We start from the raw sequence: 20574 nt of genomic DNA, 5'->3' as shown, positions 1-20574 counted from the left end.
GGATATTATATATTACGCAAATGATTTTTTCTGAATTCGCTGGGACGGTAACCTGTTAGCTTTTTAAAAGTGGTTGAAAAATGTTGGGAGGAATAAAATCCCGTATCCAGCGCTATATTAGTTACCGTAATATCTGCCCGCTTTAATAATTTAATAGCCTCTGAAATGCGGATATTAATCAGGTAATTAATAGGTGAAAAACCTGAATAGCTTTTTACTTTTTCCGTGAACAACGTTGTGCCCATACCTACCAGACCAGCCATCTCTTCTACCGTCCACTGATGCGCCAGATCCTGACGCAACAATACTTCCAGCTGCGTAAAAGTTTTAGGAAAATCACGGGTAGAATGTGTTTGTTGAGTCATTTTACGGGTAATCTGTATCAGTAATTCATCTATCTGGTGATTGACACGAGCCTGAAAAGCTACTTCCATCTCTGATAATTCCGTATAAATACATTTAATAATCCTGCCCACTTCGTTGAAGCGACTCAATGCAGGCAAATTGTTTAATGATAAGATCTTCCCGATGGCGGCAGCCTCACTATCAGACAATCCACTCCATTTACCTGGTTGTATATGCCCATCCTTCTTAGGTAAGGCCAGGTGTATCCAGGTGAAAGAACCGATCTTCAGCACGTCATTGTCACAACCAAATGGGATATCAGGCATGATCAGCGCTACATCACCGGGATAAAAAACATAGGGTTGATGATTGATGTGCCACTCAAACCGACCCTCAATTATATGATATATACGTAATCCTTCCATAATCGTGGTAGGAAACATATTCAGCTGGATGGAGCCATTCTTCTTCATGCCCAACTCCAGAATATGCGGAAACAGATGCATTTCTGCCGATTTCCCATGTTGTAGCACAAATTGATTCATATGGGTTATATACAAATTGTCATGGAATCTTAATTCGCTGCATAGGCTTCTATAAAGAAAAGGAATTTGTTCTAATTGCACGTACAAAATTCACCTCCGTTTTATTTTGGAAGTTTTTAAATGTAATACCAGATAATTTGTAGCCCTAAGAATTCCTCACCCCCACCAAGTTGCGTTATGAAAAAGTATTTCTACTGTAGTGCATCCCGCTTTGCGAGGTGCTGGCTGTTTGTCATTTTCAATTTAATCAGCTCTGTTACGTATGCACAAAATATCACAGGCATTGTATCGGATAATAAAGGAACAAAAATGCCGGGGGTTTCAGTGGTAGTTAAAGGCAGCTCGCTGGGAACCACTTCTGATAACACCGGCAGATACAACATTCATGCTGCTGCTAATGCTACACTCGTGTTCAGTTTTATAGGATTTAAAACTACAGAAGTGAAAGTTGCGGACCGCACGGTGATAGATGTATCTATGATTATTGATAACCAGAACCTGGGTGAGGTGATCGTAACCGCCCTGGGTATTAAAAAACAGGCACGTAGTCTCGGATATGCTGCAACCAGCGTCAAACCCGAAGAAATAAGTGTAAACCGCAGCAGTAATGTCATGAATGCATTGCAGGGTAAGGTGGCCGGAGTAAATATCTCCTCGCTCGGCACAGGCCCTGGCGGTACTTCAAAGATCCGCATCCGCGGCCAGTCATCCATTTCAGGACAGAATAATCCGCTGATCGTTATAAACGGTGTTCCGGTTGACAATACGAATTTTAACGACAATACCATTGGTGTAAAAGGTGGTGGTGTGTTTGCTGATGGTGGAGACGGATTGTCAAGCATTAATCCTGACGACATTGAAAACATGACCATCTTAAAAGGGGCCCCGGCATCTGCCCTTTATGGGTCACGTGCCAAAGATGGGGTGATCATGATCACAACTAAAACGAAAGGGAAAACCAAAGGGATCGGTGTTACTTATAACCTGAATTATACGAACGATACACCACTTGACTACACCGATTACCAGCATGAATACGGTCAGGGTGAAAACGGTGTTCGTCCTACTGCGCCCAATCCTACTTCTGGCCAATGGTCGTTTGGTGAAAAATTTGAGCCAGGTATGACGCAAGTCCTTTTTAATAATTTAACTGTCCCCTATACACCACAGGGCAGCCGCATAAAAGAATTTTATCGCCATGGGCAAAATATTGCCAATACAATTGCCTTTGAAAGCAGCAGCGATAAAGGTGGTTTCCGGATGTCATTAAACAATACCAGTAATCAGGGTATTATGCCCAATAATACGTTTAACCGCAAATCCATGAACCTCGGTTTTAGTTACAATCTGTCTGAACAATTTCTGATAGCAGGTAACGTAAATTATTCACGGGAAATCAATACAAACCCTCCCAATATTGCCAACCAGGATAATTCCATTCCCACTACGCTGATGGCGATGTCTACCTCTATGCCATTGCATGTGCTGGATGAAAACAAATATAATGCAGCAGGTGATGAATACAATTGGTCAAGGTTCACCAACCGCACCAATCCGTATTGGGTAGTGGCAGAACAATTCCACAATATAAAACGGGATCGTATTTTCGGTAATGTAACCCTGAAATACAACTTACGCCCGTGGCTGAGTGTACAGGGCCGGTTTGGGCAGGACTACTGGTCCAGGGATGAAGACGTAAACAACTTCCCGACCGGTCAGGCATCCAGGGCGGCCGCACCACCGGGTTTTGTAAACGGTGTATATACGCAGGAGTCTCGCCGTTTCCGGGAAACCAACCTTGACTACCTGGTAAATGCAAATAAAAAATTCGGTGTGGTAGAAGTGAACCTGAATGCCGGTGGTAACCGCATGCGCAAAAGGACTGACGCCAACAATGTAGTTGTAACCGATTTTATTACCCGCGGAATATATACCGTACAAAACGGACGATCCAAAGACCCGGTGTATACATTGATAGAACAGGGTGTGAACTCCCTGTATAGTTCTGCTGAATTGAACTTTAATCAAACTTACTACCTGACCGGTACCCTGCGCAACGACTGGTTTTCTACGCTTTCACCGGAGAACAGAAGTATTATGTATCCATCTGTTTCCGGTAGTTATATTTTTTCTGAACACCTCACTCATGTTAAATGGTTGAATTTTGGTAAACTCCGGTTAGGCTATGCCGAGGTGGGCAGCGATGGAGATGTAGCTCCGTATTCCAACCAATTGTTTTATACTCCTAATGCCAATTTCATTAACAACCCTAATGGACAGCCCGTGCCTGTTGGCACCAGTGCTATCAGTAATAATGTGACTGGCACTACCTTACCTAATGCTAATCTGAAACCTAGCCGTATCGCCGAAGTAGAAGCCGGTTTGGAAATGCGGCTCTTCAGCAACCGTGTAAATATTGATCTGGCAGTTTACCGCAAGATTACCAGCGACCAGATTGTACTGGTGCAAATCTCCGATGCATCTGGTTATCTGAACACGCCAATCAATAGTGGTAAAAGCCGTAACCATGGGTTTGAAGCTATGCTGAACCTGGTACCAGTTAAAAGCGCTGACTGGAGCTGGGAATTTACCGCCAATACCTCTTACAATATTACCAAAGTACTCAGCATTATTACTAACAAACCTGGCGAACGCATCACCACCGGTACACATGTATTTAACGGGGAAACCAGGCATGTAGTAGGCCAGGAAATAGGGCAGATTGCCGGCTATGGATATGCGTATAATGAAAAAGGCCAGCAAATATTTCAATCAAACGGTTTGCCACAGCGTAGCACCGACTTTAAATTATATGGCAGCGCGCTGCCAAAATGGGTAGGTGGGTTTTTGAATACTGTCAATTACAAAGGATTTAGACTAAGTGTTTTCATAGACTACAAACTCGGTAATAAAATGCTGTCGGGCACCAACTTCAATGCAGTGCGGCATGGACTGCACAAAATGACGCTGGAAGGACGTGAGGGTGGCGTAAAAGGTGCCGGTGTAGATGCGGGTGGCAATCCCAATAATGCCGTGGCAGCTGTGCAAACCTATTGGGAACACCTTCGTTCACAACAGATCATCGCTCCTGTTGTATACAACGGTGGTTACTGGAAATTGCGGCAGGTGTCCCTGGGTTATGACCTTACCAAACATATTCCGGCCAGATGGCCCATTAAAGGGGTAAAGCTTGACCTTGTAGCCAACAATGTATTGCTATTAAAAAAGTGGGTTGATAATATTGATCCGGAAACATTTGGTTTTGGCTCTGACAACCAGATAGGGCTTGAATCTCCCGGATTACCTACCACCCGCAGCCTTGGATTGAATCTGAATATTAAACTCTAGTCATGAAAAAAATCATCTTTGCAATATTATTATTCTCTTCCTGTGAAAAGGGATTGAGCGATCTGAATATAAATGGAACAAATTCCACTTCACTCGACCCTGCCCTGTTACTGAACCAGGCCATTATCAATACCTCTTTCCCGGTGAAATCCCTGGTATTCGATATTGGAATTGTACAGCAAATGATATCACCTAATGGTGGTGTGGTGGCGGGTGCCAATTTTAACCAGGACAGTCGCGATATAACCACACAACCCCTGTGGACAGCTTACTATCAAAGCGTGATCAAAAATACCTATGATGCCCTTACCCGATCTAAAGATCTGCCGAATAGGAGCAATATGTATAACATGGTGCGCATTTACCAGACTTACGTATTTATGATCCTGACAGATGAATATGGAGACATCCCTTATACAGATGGTGGCGCTGGGTTAGTGAAAGCCGCTCTGTTTCCCAAATATGACCGGCAGCAGGATATTTACCCATTACTCATTCAGGAGCTGACGGAGGCCGCCGCAGCACTTAATACAACGGCGGTTATTGAAACCGGTGACATATTGTATGCCGGCAATGTAGCTAAATGGAAAAAATTTGCCAATTCCCTGTTGCTGAGAGCCGGTATGCGATTGAGTAAAGTAGATCCCGCCAGCGCACAAAGTATCGTGCAGGCAGCTGTAGCAGGCGGGGTAATTACTGATAATGCCGACAATGCATATATACGACATGATGCCAATTACACTCAACCCATTGGCAATACATTGAATGGTGGTGAGGCGGCCAATTTTTACCTTGCCAAACCATTTGCAGATCAGCTGAAGAACACTGCCGACCCGCGCCTAACCGCCATCGCCATCAGGTATGTGGGTGCTACCAGCGGCGCCGGACAAACTGTAGCAGTAGGCACTACGGACCCCACTCAACAAATTGGAATGCCTATTGGCTACGACAACGGTACCATTGTTGCTGCAGCCGCAGCTGATGGTCTGGCCAGCTTTTATGACTATAGCCAGGTTGACCGTCGCAGGATGCTCAAAATTTCTTCGCCTGTGTTCCTGGTGACTGCCGCACAAACCAACCTCTTACTGGCAGAAGCCCGTTTCCGGGGCTGGATCACCACCGGCAGTGCTGCTCAATATTTTGCTGACGGTATTAGTGCCCATATGGACCAAATGGTAGTCTATGATATGAATTCTGCTGTTAGTACAGCAGCCCGTGATACTTACATAGCCGCCAATCCGCTTACAGCCGGCCATGAACTGGAGCAGATCAATACCCAATACTGGATTGCCTCCTTCCTGAATGGTCCGGAAGCCTTTGCTAACTTCAGGAGAAGTGGTTTCCCTGCGCTCACGCCTAACCCATACGGGCAACCTAATAATCCGGATGTGCCCAATGGCACTTTTATTAGGCGACTCACCTATCCTACTTCCGAATTGAGTGTAAATAGCGAAAATGTGAACGAGGCCATTTCCAGGCAGGGACCTGATAAATTGAGTACAAGGATCTGGTGGGATAAATAATAAAAATAACTGGTATGAAGTTAAGAGTTGCACATTGACCCGGGCAGGGACATTATCTCTTATTTTTTGTTGTTATCTTCATCAAAATTTATTCAATCAATCGGCTGATATCCGCATACTTCGTTATCTAAGAATTGAACCATGATAGATATATCTCATGCTGAGAATCAAATTCACCGTGTCTCGAATTTTCAAGACCTTGTTGCTACACCATTTACCGGGGAAGTTAATGCCATCTGCTGGACCCGTATACTAACAGGTGATTTTTCTGAGATTGTTAAAAAAGTAACGCTAAGCGGAAATATAACGGTCATTGAAGAAGAGGAACTTTGTGAACTTCAGTTAAGTGAACAAGGTCAACTTGCCCGTGAAATTCTATTAAATGACCTGGAATTATTGAAAGCTCATGGCGCATCGCCACTCCTTAATGTAATCAAATACTATGACCAGGATGACTCCTACCCTTTTTTCCCAACTGATGTTTACTCTTTTCATGTAGATCGCTCCCCTATACCAACCGATACCTTTTTATGCACTTACTATGGCGAGTCAAGTGAAATATTGCCAAATTCTCAAGGCAAAAAGAAAATACTTATTCCTGAAATACGTGATGAACTCAAAAAACTTTATCATGGACCAGATGAAGGTTTTGATTCATTCCTAAGTGAACATTTCTTTGATCTGCACTACCAGGCTGAACCTGATGCGCGTATTATAAACTTAGGCACTGGTAACCTATGGAGGTTAGCAGTTGATCATCCTGAAAGTCAGGTTCCTCCTTGTCTTCACCGTGCGCCAAAAGAAAAATCCGGACAGAATAGGTTGTTGATGATCTGTTGAGGCAATTCATAAAAAAAGCACACAAATACGATATAAATTCCCTCTAACGCTTAATTGAATCTCTATTTCTTTTGAAATCCCCTCCAAATTCCGAAGGAGATTTCAAAAGAAATAAAAAATTCATGCTTCATGTAACGATACCAGGAACTATAAGGATAAATAATAGCAATCACGTTATTCTCTAATAGTTGTTTTATCCTCCATTGATAGGCGTGCTATCTCATCTTTGCGCTTAAAGCTCACACCACTGTGCTGCTTCATATAAGTAAATAATTCTTTGGTCGCCTGTACCATTTGAGGAGTGCCCCCTATACGATCGTGAAAACTGATAGACATCTGCCTGCGATTATTTTCGGCTTCTTCGTATAGCTGATCAAATTCCATTTTCACCTGGCTTAGAAATTGTTCTGTCGAAAAATTTTTCCCCTCGATTAATAGGATATCGTTACACCGTAGTGTGTAAGGAACTGTCACAAAATCTTTTCCGTTTACCTTTTGTATAAAAGGTTCATCACGGCTCAAATCGTCAATATGGTATAAAAAACCCAATTCCTGTAAAATCTTTAGCGTGTTTTCGCCCCGGCGAAGCCAGTTTGCATTATAACCTACCGCAGTAAAGCCTGTTACCTGTTTAATTGCATCTACTCCGTCTTTGATGAACTTTTTCTCCTCCTCATAAGTCATTGTATATTGGGTTGACCAGTTCATACCATGTGCTGCAGCTTCATGGCCCCGGTCAACAATTTCTTTTGCAAGCTTAGGATTTTTAAGTACTGCACTACCTACCATATGCGAAGTAACTTTGACCCCTAATTTGTCCCAATTGTCCAACATGCGGAGAATTCCCTCTTTGTATCCATATTGATACCATGTTTCAGATGGCAGATCCCTGTAACCTTTCTGCATATTTTGAGGAAATGGACTTTCAGCATTTTCAGGTTGCCCACCAGCTTCGAACTGCATAGAAACCGAAATCACTAACCTGGAACCATCAGACCATTTTGATCTTTTGGGTTGAGGTGCGGAATCTGAATTTGTTTGCGGTTGTGCTACAGCTGGCAACGGAACCACCCCAGCCAGCAAACCCGCTGTTGTGAGTAACCCGCTTTGTCGGATAAATGTTCTTCTACTATTCATAATTCTAGTATTTCCTTAATAATTTATCAAGAGAAATATTGTTACTGGCTATAAACTGCAACAGCATAATAAGTACAAGCGCATGAATAATTTGAGAAGGAAGGGCTTCCCAGTTTTCAATCATACAAGTACCAAATATTAGTAGTAGCATCACGATAATGCCCGCTAGTATAGATTTGTTGGAAAACAGACCAAGAATCAAAAGAAGACCTATCATAAATTCTGCTACTGGTAACATATAACTAAAGGGCATAACCAGGCTTTGGGGCAACATTGATTTTGCAAAGGTACTGGTCATCCACTGGCTAAACCCAGCAAGTTTGGGTAGCCTGACCAATCCGTGCCCAAAAAGACTAACACCAGCCACCAGGCGTAACAGGAGATAACATAAATCAGTCATAAACATAATTTTTATACAAATTTCTACTAAAACACACACCCGAAACAAGGATATATGCAGGAAAAAATTGTAAAATTGCAGGTGTGGAAACAAAGAATTTATATACTACGTACGATCTGGAATTATTAGAAACTTACAATTACAGTGCAAGGGTACATAAAAACACCTTCTTTGAGATGGTATTTGTGCTGGATGGTACCGGGATACAAACGATCAATGGGCATCAACTTCCTTATGCACCTAATAAGTTGTTTCTCATTTTCCCACAGGATCAACATAGTTTTCAGGTTGATTCTTTTAGCCGGTTTTTCTTTATCCGATTCAGTAATGACTACCTAAAGCTACAAACAAGTCAAAACATTAAGGATTTAGAATATATTTTCAACAGTTATAATCACTTGCCGGGATGCATTCTAAAAACTATTACAGATAAACCATTCATCAGAGCTGCCGTTGAAGCATTGATCAGGGAAAAAGAAACCCAATCTCCCCACCAGGAACAGATCACACAACAACTTATCAATACCATTATCTCTTTTGCTGCCCGTAACCTTACCTTACAGGAAATAGAAGTTTTTAATGGAAATATAACCAATATAATGCCTGTAATAAACTATCTGCACCAGTTTATCTTTCAACCTGAGAAATTAAAAATTGAACAAATTGCAGCAAAATTTAATCTATCGCCCAATTATGTCAGTGAATATTTTAAAAAGCATACGGGCGAAAGCCTGCAACAATACATTACGTTGTATAAAATGAAATTAATTGAAAGCCGCCTGCGGCTTACCGATATGCGAATAAATGAAATTGCCTTCGAATTTGGCTTTACCGATCAAAGCCATCTGAACCGAATTTTTAAAAAGTACAAAGGCGTGGTACCATCTATATATCGTAAAGATCACAATCCCTCCCAGGCAAACCAGTATTAAATGAAAAAGGGTGAAAAAATTCCCGATCCGATTAAAAAATTTCCACTTTGGATATAACTATTTCCGGCGGCCTGTGCACTTTTGCATTCTAATTTAATTTTGTAATGGGAATGCATCTGAGGAAACTGTATTCAGTTCTTACGCTAATATTATCACTTTTCTTATTTAATAAGCCTGCCATCTATGGAAATGATATAGACGACAAGCCAACAGGTATTTCTGGTATTGTTGTGACTAATAATGGAGAACCTGCTCCAGGAGTAACAGTTATTATCCAGGAACTGTCAAAAGGGGCGATTACCAATGAAAATGGCCTATTTAATTTCAAAAATATCCGGGGCGGTACCTATCATCTGAAAGCATCATTAATAGGGCTGGAAGCTGTTGTTGTAGAAGTGAAGGCTGAAGAAGGCCGGGAAAACTATATTAAAATTGTTTTAAATACTTCTTCACAGAAGCTGGAAGAAGTTGTGGTAACCAGTGGTGGCAACCGTTTTGGGAGAAAAGAAAGCATGGATGTTTCCAAAATGCCACTGGGCAATATGGAGAACCCACAGGTATATACTGTTGTAAGCAAAGAGCTGATGAAAGAACAGCTGATCACTGACTATAACAGCGCTTTTAAAAATGTACCAGGCGCCGGTATCGCAGAAATAAGAAACCAGGGTAGAACAACCTTTATCTCAAGAGGTTTTGCGACACCTCAGCTCGTACGTAATGGTGTAAGCAGTTTTACCTACACAACTATTGATCCGGTAAACCTTGAACGTATAGAGGTGATCAAAGGACCATCTGCTACATTGTTCGGTAGTACTGTATCTTCTTTCGGAGGCCTGTTTAACAGGGTAACAAAAAAACCTTTTGAGAATTTCATGGGAGAAGTTTCATATTCTGGTGCGAGCTGGAACCTGAACCGTCTCACTATGGATATCAATTCCCCGCTAAATAAAGAGAAAACCGCATTGTTGAGGGTTAATACAGCTTTACATAGTGAGAATAGTTTCCAGGATGCAGGCTTCACCAGAAGCTTTTTGATTGCCCCCAGTTTCTCATATGCTGTGAACGACAGACTGACACTTTCCCTTGATATAGAGTTCGGTCTAAATAAAGCCACTTCTCCTACCCGTCTGGCGCCTTATGCCAGTGGAAAGGCGAAAAGCATCGTGGATTACCATATTCCTTACAAGCTTTCTTTTGCGAACAATACTATCAACTATAACAGCCAGCAGTATAACATCTTTGCACAAGCGAAATATATACTTTCCAAAAGCTGGACTTCTCAGACAATTGTTTCGAGAACACGATCTTCTTCTGAAGGATATGTTGTGCAACTGACAATGACATCAGATACAACATTGCGCCAGTCTGTAACCAACCAGGATTATCCTTATTATGGAACCGATATTCAGCAAAATTTCATCGGCGACTTTAAAATTGGCGCATTAAGGAATAGAATTGTTGCTGGTCTGGATTATTACAGCCTCACATCAAACCGGAATGATGCTACTGTAAACATGACCCCTATTGATGTCAGAAAGCCCGGTACAGCATATAATAACTTTACACGTGAAAAGGTAAGGCCGCTCTTTGCAAATGCTACATATACCAATTATGTATCCGGAAGAGAAGAAACCTATAGCGCTTATGTGTCTGATGTACTGAACATTACCGATAAATTACTGGTAATGGCCAGCCTGCGGGTAGACAGGTATATGAACAAAGGGGCTTATTATCCTGCGCAGGATTCAACAGCAGGGAATTATAATCAGACAGCGCTGTCACCTAAATTCGGTGCCGTATATCAGGTTGTTAAAGATAAGGTCTCCATCTTCGGTAACTATATGAACGGGTTCAACAACGTTTCGGGATCTGACTTTGAGGGTAACACTTTTAAGCCAACGGAGGCTAATCAATGGGAAGGCGGGGTGAAATTAGACCTCAACAAGGTGAGTGCAACATTGAGCTACTACAATATTTCTGTTACTAACGTGACCCGTGATGATCCGGACCATGCTACCTACTCCATTCAGGATGGTACACAGTTAAGCAAAGGATATGAGGTGGAAGTTATCGCGAATCCAATAAAAGGTCTAAACATTATAGCTGGTTATACTTACAATGATAGTAAATACACAAAAGCCAATGCTTCTATACTGGGACTGAGACCCACAACCGCCGGTCCTCCTAAAGTAGGGAATCTGTGGATCAGCTACCGCCTGGCTTCCGGAGTAGCCAAAGGACTTGGTTTCGGTTTCGGGGGCATCTATGCCAGTGAATATTACCAGACAAATACCACTTCTTTTAAGTTTAGCATTCCATCTTATACCGTGTTGGATGCGGCTGTTTTCTATGACAAACCGAGCTACAGAATTGGGTTAAAGGTGGATAACCTGACCAATGAAAAGTACTGGTCATATCGTCTGGCAGCGCAAAATCCTACTCGTGTTACCGGTAGCATGACCTTCAAGTTTTAAAAGAACTACTTACAAACAATATCAGGGGCTGACCATAATAGTCAGCCCTTTTTTTTGATCAGGAAGTATACGCTATTCTACTTCCTCTTTCTCGAAGTAGCGTTTAAATAACCTCCTGGCTTTGATGGCTAATAGTTTAAAAATGCCCGCTGCGCTTTCAATGCTTCGTCCAGCGATTGCTGAATATAGGTTATACCGGCTACTGCATCTGGCGTGGAAGCCCGCTTTCCAACTTCTTCAGGATTGGTAAAGTCCACATCTTCAACACGTTCGTTCATCCACCAAAGATTACCAAACGGGTCTAAAATTCTGCACACCTTTTCACCGAACCATAACATGGTAATGTTAGTAACTAATGTTGCACCAAGCGTAATTGCTTTTTGACTGGTAGCTTCAATGTCTTCCACATATAAATTCAGAAAAACCGGCGTAGGCGCCCATCCTGCTCTTGCATCAAACAACATGACCATGGCATCTCCTATCTTAACCACCACATGAATGATTATGCCATCAGCATTCACTATCCTGCTATTCGGAATTTCCTGCGCACCAAAAGCCGCTTCTAAAAACTCAATTAATTTAGCCGACGATGGTGATATGATCCATGGCGTTACTGCCGTGTAATGATCTGGTATGCGCTTGATATTTTTTTCCATGTTTTTATATTATGACACAAAGGAAAGGCAGGGTAATGACAACCCTATGTCAGGAGTGCAATGATTTTTTATTGCCTTCCCCGGATCAGTCAGATTTGCTATTCAAGGCTAATCCTTTAACTTTGAGCCATGCAACCGAAACTTCAGGAACTTTATGGAAATATAGATATCTACCTCTTCGACCAACTACTTAAAGGTACTTATGATAATTGCAAAAAGGTGCTTGATGCAGGCTGCGGAGGCGGACGTAACCTGATCTACTTCTTAAGAAACAACTATGATGTATACGGCATTGATCCTAATCCCAATGCGATATCAGCTGTTAAAGAATTATCACAAATACTATCCCACACTAACCCTAAAGAGAATTTTGTAGTTACTTCAGCTGAAAACCTGCCTTTTGAGAATAATTACTTTGACCTGGTGATCAGCAGCGCAGTGTTGCACTTCGCCAACACGACTGAACATTTTGATAATATGATCCACTCAATGTGGCGGGTGCTGAAACCCGGCGGCTATTTATTTGTAAGACTTGCATCGGATATCGGGATTGAAACGCTGGTACATAGCATGGGCAATGGTCGCTATCGTTTGCCAGATGGCAGTGAACGTTTTTTGGTAAACCTGCAATTGCTGCTTCAATATACCGAAAGACTCAACGCCTGGCTTCATGAACCTATAAAAACCACCAATGTGCAAAACCTACGGTCCATGACCACCTGGTGTTTGCAAAAAATATAATAATAACCCACACACAAAAGAAACCGTTAGCCCAAACAGGACTTCCCGGTTTTTTGTTACCTTTATTACGACTTGTTTGTTGATCCGTTATTGCTGCACTATCATCCAGGAACCACGTTCATTAAATAGCATAAATATGAAAACACCTATGTGCATGCTGGCTTGTCTTATCCTGACCCCCATGCTTTTATTAGCCCAGCAAAAACTGGTCTGGGAAGAAAATTTCGACGGCCCCACCCTTAATCCACTGAACTGGACCTATGAGACCGGCGATGGTTGTTCCAAAGGCAATTGCGGCTGGGGCAACGCCGAGCTCGAATATTACACCAGTAGTAGCAACAATGTAAGAGTGGAAAATGGTCACCTTGTCATTGAAGCCCGCCGGGAAGCTGTAGGCGGCAAACCATTTACCTCCGGCAGAATTAAAACCAGCGGACGCGTGGCCTTCCGCTACGGCACGCTGGAAGCCAGGATCAAAGTACCCCAGGTAGGTAACGGCCTGTGGCCAGCCTTCTGGATGCTGGGCAGCACGGGCGGCGAATGGCCCCACAATGGAGAAGTAGACATCCTGGAAATGGGATTTGCCGGCGCCATTGCTGCAGGGAAAGCCAATAGTACGCTTAGCTCAGCTACCCATTGGTGGACGGAAAATCCAGGTGGCTATACCGGCCACGCAACCTATGCCAAAGATACCGTCACGCAAGGCATCAATCTCAACGATGACTATCACCTGTATAAACTGGTATGGGACACCGCCTTCCTAACCATTTACCTGGATGGCAGCCCTTTTTACAAAATCGGGATTAATGGCGGCAATGGACTGGATGCATTTCAGCAACCATTTTATATACTACTCAATCTCGCAGTAGGTGGCAACTACCCCGGTATCTATTCTGAAAATGACGTTACAGCTCCATTACCGGGCCATATGGAGGTTGATTACATCCGGCTTTATCAGGACATCACCAAAGGAGATAAGCTGATCCTGAGTACCAATGATGCACCTGAAGGCAATTTTGGTATTTTCACTGACAACACGGTTGTAAATAATCAGGTCACCCTGGGCAAGGATGCGAACCTTTATTATTGGAATAATATTTCCAACATCTCCAACCCGGTTCCTTTCGAAGGCAGTCATGTCTGGGGCCTACACGCCGCCGCCGGTAATTGGTTCGGACTGGGTGTAGCCAATGACAACAGGAATATGGCCAACTACGCAACCAGTGGCAGCCTGAAATTTCACATGAAGACCAGCTATACCGGCACGTTCAAAGTCGGCATTTCTACTGAAGCAGCAGAAGGCTGGATACAGTTCAACGGCACAAACGAACATGGATTGGTACGCGACGGACAATGGCATGAAGTGACAATACCTGTCAGTGAATTTGGAACTGCCATCGACCTTATGACTGTAAATCAGCTATTCATGCTCTCCGGCGATGCACCTGCTACAGATGCTGATTTTTATATTGACAACATCTACTATACCGGCGGCGTATCTGACAACCCAGCTCCTACCGTAGCTATCACGAACCTCAGCAACGATACCCTATTCACCACACCGGCTGCCATTCCTATCATTACCAATGCCAATGACAGCAATGGTGCTGTAAGCAAAGTAGATTTCTATAATGGTGAAAATTATCTGGGCACAGACAGCATTGCGCCCTTCAGTTTTACATGGCAGACCAGTACTCAACAGGTAGCGACACTGATTGCCAAAGCAACAGACAATCAGCATAAACTGACTACCTCCAAACCTGTCACCGTATTCATTGCTGCACCAGGCAACACACCACCAGCTATCAGCATCACAGCTCCTACTGCCAATACCGCTTTGATACAACCTGCTGATGTAACCATCACCACAGCTATATCAGACGACGGTACTATCTATAAAGTGGAATTTTATAATGGTGCCACATTACTGGGTACAGTCGACAAAGCGCCTTATTCATTCACATGGAGTGATGTTGCACAAGGTACTTATACCATTACAGCAAAAGCCTTTGATAACGGAAAACTGAGCACCCTATCCGCTCCTGTTACATTTACGGTCCAGAGTAATGTCATCACGGCTGATAAATACGGCATTTACACCAATGATGCCGGTATTGCCACTAAACTGACTTTCGGACAGGATGCCAATCTGTATGTCTGGAATAACCTGACTACCATCAGCAACGCGACTCCTTATGAAGGTACCGATGTCATGGCATTTACTGCGGCAGCAGGCAATTGGTTCGGACTTGGTGTTGCGAATGACCTGAGAGACCTGTCTCATTTCAGCAACGGCTACCTGAAATTCTGGTTTAAGACCAGCTATACAGGATCATTCCGCTTTACGGTCATTGCTTCAAACGCAAGTGCCGCCATTGAATATGCAGCCGGGGAACAGAAACTCGGACTGATTCGTGACGGACAATGGCATGAAGTAACTATTCCTGTGAGCAGCCTGAGTGGTATCGATCTCACCGCTATTACACAGGCATTTACCTTCTCTGGTGATGCGCCTGCAGCAGCTGCAGATTTTTACATCGACAATGTATATTACACCACCACTGAAAACGAAGTATATGGCGATAATCTGGCATTGAATAAACAGGTTACCGTATCTTCTCTGGAAAATGAGGTGTATACAGGTGCAAATGCTGTCGATGGTGATACGACCACCCGCTGGTCCAGTACCTTCGCTGATCCGCAATATATTACTGTTGACCTGGCAGCTGATTACAACATCAGGGAAGTGAAAATTAAATGGGAAACAGCAGCAGCACAGAATTACATGATACTTACTTCTACCGATCTGAACAACTGGGATACCATAAAAACAGTCACAGGAAACTCCACATTGAATAATGACCTCACCGGTTTATCAGGTCATGGACGATACCTGCGGGTATATGGTACCAGCAGAGTAACGGTGTATGGTTATTCCATTTTTGAACTGGAGGTATATGGTAGTCTGCACACAGCCAGTGCCCTTACCTACAGCAAAGCTGCAACTCCATGGCAGGTGAGCATATATCCCAACCCGGTAACAGGCGACCAGCTGCAGGTAAAAAGTACCCAGCTTCCTAAACTACTGCGGGTGATGGATGTGAATGGTAAAGTTGTAGCTGTGAAACTACAAACATATACCGCAGATGTAAGCCAATTGCCACATGGCATGTATATCCTGCAGGTAATAAATGATAAAGGTGAAACACGGATCTTGAAATTTATCCGTCAATAATCTACTTTGGGGGGACATTACTTTTTACTGTTAATACCATTTGTAGAAAATGGTGCTCTAATACTTATGAAAATAGAAAAATAACACATAAAACCTTATTACTTTTAAGGTTTTAATGCCTGCTTGTATTTCAGTTAAATATATAATTTAGGTTGTCCGCTTCTCCAGCAACGATACCCCAAAAAGCGCCACAAATATCCCCAATGTTAAAATCATCTCGAACCAGTATTCGTAAGGTTTCACCCATATCTCATCCAGCACATTCCATCTTCCCATAATCTCCACGAAATTCCAGAATATTATTACCGTTGGGATAGCATATCGGATGGCATAACCCATTTGTTTTACCCTGAATAAATTGCGAATCAGGAATAATGACCATAACAATGATCCGAAAGCAATCAGGTAGGTTACGGGATGACGATCTCCAAAGAAAGTATGATCATAAGTGAATAGTAATACCAAATAGAATGTCCAGAGTAAGGCTATTAATTCTACTGTGGTAATAACAGCAAAGTTCTTTTGCGCTTTAATGGGTTGAGTACGGGAAACTGGTATCCTTAAATGAGTCTGCAGCCAGGAGAAGAATACACATCCTGTTTTTGCGCTGAACAGGATCACCTGTTTTAATCTCCTTATGGGCAAGGTTATCTACACCATCCAACACCTAAGCAGCCCCGTTTTCCACCTGGTAGTGGCTTTGCCAAGGAGGGCATGAATATTGGCTCATTTAGTTATAAATAATAATCAAAAAAAATTTATGGCAAATACCACAGGTGGAAAACCTACAACTGAAAAAAATAATAAGTCCTTAGCAAAGTCTACCGGCAAAAACGAAAAAATGGGAAATAACGAATTCCATAAATTCTTTGTTGACGAATTAAAAGATATTTACTGGGCAGAAAAACATCTTGTAAAAGCTTTACCTAAAATGAAAAAAGCAGCTACCAGTACTGAATTGGCGAGTGCATTCGAAAAGCATACACAAGAGACACAAACTCATATCGAAACGTTGGAACAGGTATTTGGCCTATTAGGAGAAAAACCAGCTACGAAGAAATGTGATGCAATGGAAGGTTTGATAGCTGAAGCAAATTCAATAATTGAGGATACCGACAAGGATACTATGATCAGAGATGCCGGTCTGATTCTCGCAGCACAAAAAGTAGAACACTACGAGATTGCTACTTATGGTACACTGAGAACTTTTGCTCAGAACATGGGCCATTCAGATGTCGAAGATCTATTACAACAAACGTTGGAAAATGAAAAAGCGACAGACGTTGCTCTGACTGAAATAGCAGAAGCAAGTATTAACGAAAATGCCAGCGAAGAATAACGAACATTGTTTTTTCTAATATAGCGTTACTCCCGGAGCTTGTATCAAACAATGGTACAGGCTTCTTTTTTGCCCTGATAAATCCCTAATAAAAAAAAAGAAACCAGAAATAAATCCAGCCTCTTTTCTTCTACCAAGAATTGCATATATCCTCAGTAATTAAACGCTCCTTTTCGATGCAGAAGAGCAAATAGTCTGTATCCGCAAAAAGATGGCAGGCAATAACACCCTATCAAAATATCTTATTACGTCAGCATATGGTCCAATGCTACCCCTATACCTTTCAGGCAACTCAACAGCAATGGCTGTAGATCGGGATGCCATTCTATGCAGTCTAAAGTCCTTTTTCTGGTAAAACATAAGTATAAAATTTATTGTGAACTTATATATAGTGCCCCCAATATCGTTCCCCCATTATTACAAACGCAAAAAATAATGGGGAACCAGTCAGTGAAGAAGCCTGCCTATAGACAACCTGGCAAATAAAATAGGAAGCAATTATATTTTTATAAAGATATATTTCGCAGTAATGTCGCTGTTATTATTGCCCAAAACGGGAATTCAGGGATTTAATCAGTCCTGCGCCTTTTTCTCCCACTTCCTGTAAATGCACGCCTGTCAATCTAATACTTTAAAATTATCACAGCAGCTTAAACCGGGTATATTTTTTGGCTATATCCTTTTAACTCTGTAAGTGTTAAAACATAATTTTTCTTATTTCACGCCTTCACGAGTCTCCAGGAACACTATCATTATAAATAATTACGTATGGATAATTTACCAAATAGACAGCCAAAGGCTGACTTAATATGCTTTTCACATTTACGCTGGAATTTCGTATTTCAGCGGCCACAACATCTAATGACGAGATTTACCGGATATATGCGCGTCTTTTATGTAGAAGAATATGTTATCGATACCGTAGAGATTCCTTTTCTCCAGGTGAATAACATTGATGAAAATCTCTGGATTGTCACGCCACATTTATCTGAAGACTTAATCAAAGAAGAGAAAAATATCATCACAGGACTCATTGAGCAATTAATGGAAACATACCAGATAACCAGATTTATTAGTTGGTATTATACTCCTATGGCCATGAATTATAGCCGTAACCTGCAACCTGAAAAAATGATTTTTGATTGCATGGATGAATTGTCGGCTTTTAAGTTTTCACCACCGGAGCTAAAACAACGGGAACATGAATTACTAAATCGGTGCGACATGGTATTTACTGGCGGAGATAGTCTTTTCCAGATCAAACGTAATCAGCATGATTCTGTGTTTCTATTTCCAAGTAGCATTGACTTTCAGCACTTTTCATCAGCACGGGCTTCCCTTCCGGATCCAGAAGATCAGCGTGATATCCCATTTCCAAGAATGGGCTTCTTCGGTGTCATAGATGAAAGATTTGATATCGCCCTATTAAAGAAAATGGCTAATAAAAGACCAAACTGGCATTTTATTATGCTGGGACCAATAGTTAAAATCGATCCGGCTTCATTACCCAATAATGCAAATATTCACTACCTGGGCCTGAAGACTTACGATCAGCTCCCAACCTATATTAGCAACTGGGAAGTAGCATTAATCTTATTCGCACTCAATGAATCAACCCGGTTCATAAGTCCTACGAAAACGCCTGAGTACCTGGCAGCAGGCAAACCAGTTGTATCTACCCCAATTGCAGACGTAGTTAAAGCATATGGAGTAAAAGACCTTGTACAGATAGCGACCAGTGCAGAAACTTTTATAGTAGCCATTCAAAAAGCTATGGACAACCAGAACAATCATAAATGGAAAAAAGCTGTTGATGCAAATCTGGCAGCCAATTCATGGGATCTTACCTGGCAAAAAATGGCCACACTGATTGGCATCGACTTAGTTAAAGGTAATCAAGAGGCTCATTCTAAAAACACTAAAATATATGTATGATTATGTGATAATCGGTGCCGGTTTTGCAGGAAGTGTACTTGCTGAAAGACTCGCTAATGATGGTAATAAGAAAGTTTTATTGATCGATAAACGCAATCATATAGGCGGGAATGCATATGATTTTTACGACGATGCAGGTATACTTATTCATAAATACGGACCTCATATTTTCCATACTAATTCCCCGGAAATATTTAAATATTTATCCGATTTTACAAAATGGCGGAGTTATGAACACAGGGTCTTATCGGCTGTAGATGGCCAGTTGCTACCTATGCCCATTAATCTGGATACTGTAAACCGACTATATAATCTCAACCTCACCAGTGAAGAACTTGTCACCTACTTCGCTGAAAAAGCAGAAGATGTTGACATCATTAATACCTCCGAAGATGTGATAGTGAGCAAGATCGGACGGGATCTGTATGAGAAATTTTTCCGTGGATATACCCGCAAGCAGTGGGATGCCGATCCTTCGGAATTAAGTGCCATGGTAACTTCCCGGATTCCCGTTCGCACAGACCGGGACGATAGATATTTTTCAGACTCGTTCCAGGTAATGCCATTACATGGTTACACCCGTATGTTTGAAAATATGCTGACCCATCCTAATATCAATATCATGTTACAAACCGACTATCATGATATCAAGGATGCGATTGTATATAAACAGCTGATCTTTACAGGACCTATTGACGAATACTTCGATTATTGCTATGGTAAGCTGCCATATCGTTCATTAAAGTTTAAACATCAGACACTGGATCAGCCAGCTATGCAAAGTGTAGCAGTCGTAAACTATCCAAATGAACAGGAATATACACGTATCACCGAGTACAAACATCTAACAGGCCAGGTTCATGCCCAAACTTCTATTACTTACGAATATCCCTGCTGGGATGGAGATCCTTTTTACCCTGTTCCAAAATCAGAAAACCAGGAACTATATCGTAAGTATGCAGCGCTGGCCAAAGAAATTCCGGATGTACATTTTGCCGGCAGATTAGGAACATACCGTTATTACAATATGGATCAGGTAGTAGCACAGGCCCTCACACTTTACAAAAAGCTTATCACCAATGATTCTCTGATAAGGGAGGCGATTGCAGAGACATTACCATAAA

General features: G+C 42.1%; 15 protein-coding genes. 10 read left to right on the top strand and 5 right to left on the bottom strand.

Annotated features, from left to right (window positions below; all coding sequences use genetic code 11):
* Positions 1–5 precede the first annotated feature (5 nt).
* Entirely contained in the window at positions 6–890 is an 885-nt protein-coding gene (locus tag SIO70_RS13560) for a helix-turn-helix transcriptional regulator (RefSeq protein WP_320581393.1), read from the bottom strand.
* A 177-nt stretch (positions 891–1067) separates the two neighbouring features.
* Here SIO70_RS13560 and SIO70_RS13555 point away from each other — a divergent pair, with 177 nt between their 5' ends.
* The 3 genes from SIO70_RS13555 to SIO70_RS13545 all read left to right on the top strand — a co-directional run bounded on the left by SIO70_RS13555 (position 1068) and on the right by SIO70_RS13545 (position 6601).
* Positions 1068–4238, top strand: coding sequence for a SusC/RagA family TonB-linked outer membrane protein (locus tag SIO70_RS13555; RefSeq protein ID WP_320581392.1), 3171 nt, complete (start codon positions 1068–1070; stop codon positions 4236–4238).
* Between the two features lie 2 nt (positions 4239–4240).
* Positions 4241–5761: a SusD/RagB family nutrient-binding outer membrane lipoprotein gene (locus SIO70_RS13550; protein ID WP_320581391.1), complete on the top strand. Its 1521-nt coding sequence runs from the start codon at positions 4241–4243 to the stop codon at positions 5759–5761.
* 141 nt (positions 5762–5902) lie between these two features.
* Positions 5903–6601 carry a hypothetical protein gene (locus tag SIO70_RS13545; protein ID WP_320581390.1) on the top strand — a complete coding sequence of 233 codons (699 nt, stop codon included), beginning with the start codon at positions 5903–5905 and terminating at the stop codon, positions 6599–6601.
* Positions 6602–6775: 174 nt separating this feature from the next.
* Here the strand turns inward: SIO70_RS13545 and SIO70_RS13540 are convergent, their stop codons facing one another.
* On the bottom strand, positions 6776–7564 hold the full coding sequence (locus tag SIO70_RS13540; protein WP_320581389.1) for a polysaccharide deacetylase family protein: 789 nt from the start codon (positions 7562–7564) through the stop codon (positions 6776–6778).
* Between the two features lie 178 nt (positions 7565–7742).
* Positions 7743–8138: a DoxX family membrane protein gene (locus SIO70_RS13535; protein ID WP_320581388.1), complete on the bottom strand. Its 396-nt coding sequence runs from the start codon at positions 8136–8138 to the stop codon at positions 7743–7745.
* Positions 8139–8221: 83 nt separating this feature from the next.
* On the opposite strand from SIO70_RS13535, the gene SIO70_RS13530 reads away from it, so the two are divergent.
* Both SIO70_RS13530 and SIO70_RS13525 read left to right on the top strand, forming a co-directional pair.
* Positions 8222–9070 carry an AraC family transcriptional regulator gene (locus tag SIO70_RS13530; RefSeq protein WP_320581387.1) on the top strand — a complete coding sequence of 283 codons (849 nt, stop codon included), beginning with the start codon at positions 8222–8224 and terminating at the stop codon, positions 9068–9070.
* Positions 9071–9180: 110 nt separating this feature from the next.
* Positions 9181–11544, top strand: coding sequence for a TonB-dependent receptor (locus SIO70_RS13525; protein WP_320581386.1), 2364 nt, complete (start codon positions 9181–9183; stop codon positions 11542–11544).
* 128 nt (positions 11545–11672) lie between these two features.
* Here the strand turns inward: SIO70_RS13525 and SIO70_RS13520 are convergent, their stop codons facing one another.
* Positions 11673–12200, bottom strand: a complete 528-nt coding sequence (locus SIO70_RS13520; protein ID WP_320581385.1) for a VOC family protein — start codon at positions 12198–12200, stop codon at positions 11673–11675.
* Between the two features lie 129 nt (positions 12201–12329).
* On the opposite strand from SIO70_RS13520, the gene SIO70_RS13515 reads away from it, so the two are divergent.
* Both SIO70_RS13515 and SIO70_RS13510 read left to right on the top strand, forming a co-directional pair.
* Complete coding sequence (locus SIO70_RS13515; protein WP_320581384.1) at positions 12330–12941, top strand: class I SAM-dependent methyltransferase; 612 nt, start codon at positions 12330–12332, stop codon at positions 12939–12941.
* Between the two features lie 136 nt (positions 12942–13077).
* Positions 13078–16176 (top strand): Ig-like domain-containing protein, encoded by a 3099-nt coding sequence (locus SIO70_RS13510; RefSeq protein ID WP_320581383.1) that lies wholly within the window; start codon positions 13078–13080, stop codon positions 16174–16176.
* 147 nt (positions 16177–16323) lie between these two features.
* Here SIO70_RS13510 and SIO70_RS13505 read toward each other — a convergent pair whose 3' ends face one another.
* Positions 16324–16821, bottom strand: a complete 498-nt coding sequence (locus SIO70_RS13505; protein ID WP_320581382.1) for a hypothetical protein — start codon at positions 16819–16821, stop codon at positions 16324–16326.
* Between the two features lie 115 nt (positions 16822–16936).
* Here SIO70_RS13505 and SIO70_RS13500 point away from each other — a divergent pair, with 115 nt between their 5' ends.
* From SIO70_RS13500 to glf, 3 genes are all read left to right on the top strand, one after another.
* Positions 16937–17515, top strand: a complete 579-nt coding sequence (locus SIO70_RS13500) for a ferritin-like domain-containing protein (RefSeq protein WP_320581381.1) — start codon at positions 16937–16939, stop codon at positions 17513–17515.
* A 768-nt stretch (positions 17516–18283) separates the two neighbouring features.
* Entirely contained in the window at positions 18284–19450 is a 1167-nt protein-coding gene (locus tag SIO70_RS13495; RefSeq protein ID WP_320581380.1) for a glycosyltransferase, read from the top strand.
* Entirely contained in the window at positions 19443–20573 is a 1131-nt protein-coding gene (glf, locus tag SIO70_RS13490) for a UDP-galactopyranose mutase (protein WP_320581379.1), read from the top strand. Before SIO70_RS13495 ends, glf begins: the two co-directional genes overlap by 8 nt.
* Position 20574 lies beyond the last annotated feature (1 nt).

The sequence above is a fragment of the Chitinophaga sancti genome (assembly GCF_034087045.1).
In the GTDB taxonomy this organism is placed as follows: domain Bacteria; phylum Bacteroidota; class Bacteroidia; order Chitinophagales; family Chitinophagaceae; genus Chitinophaga; species Chitinophaga sancti_B.
The sequence above is the reverse complement of the archived record's forward strand: the minus strand, read 5'-3'. Positions and strand labels throughout refer to the sequence as shown.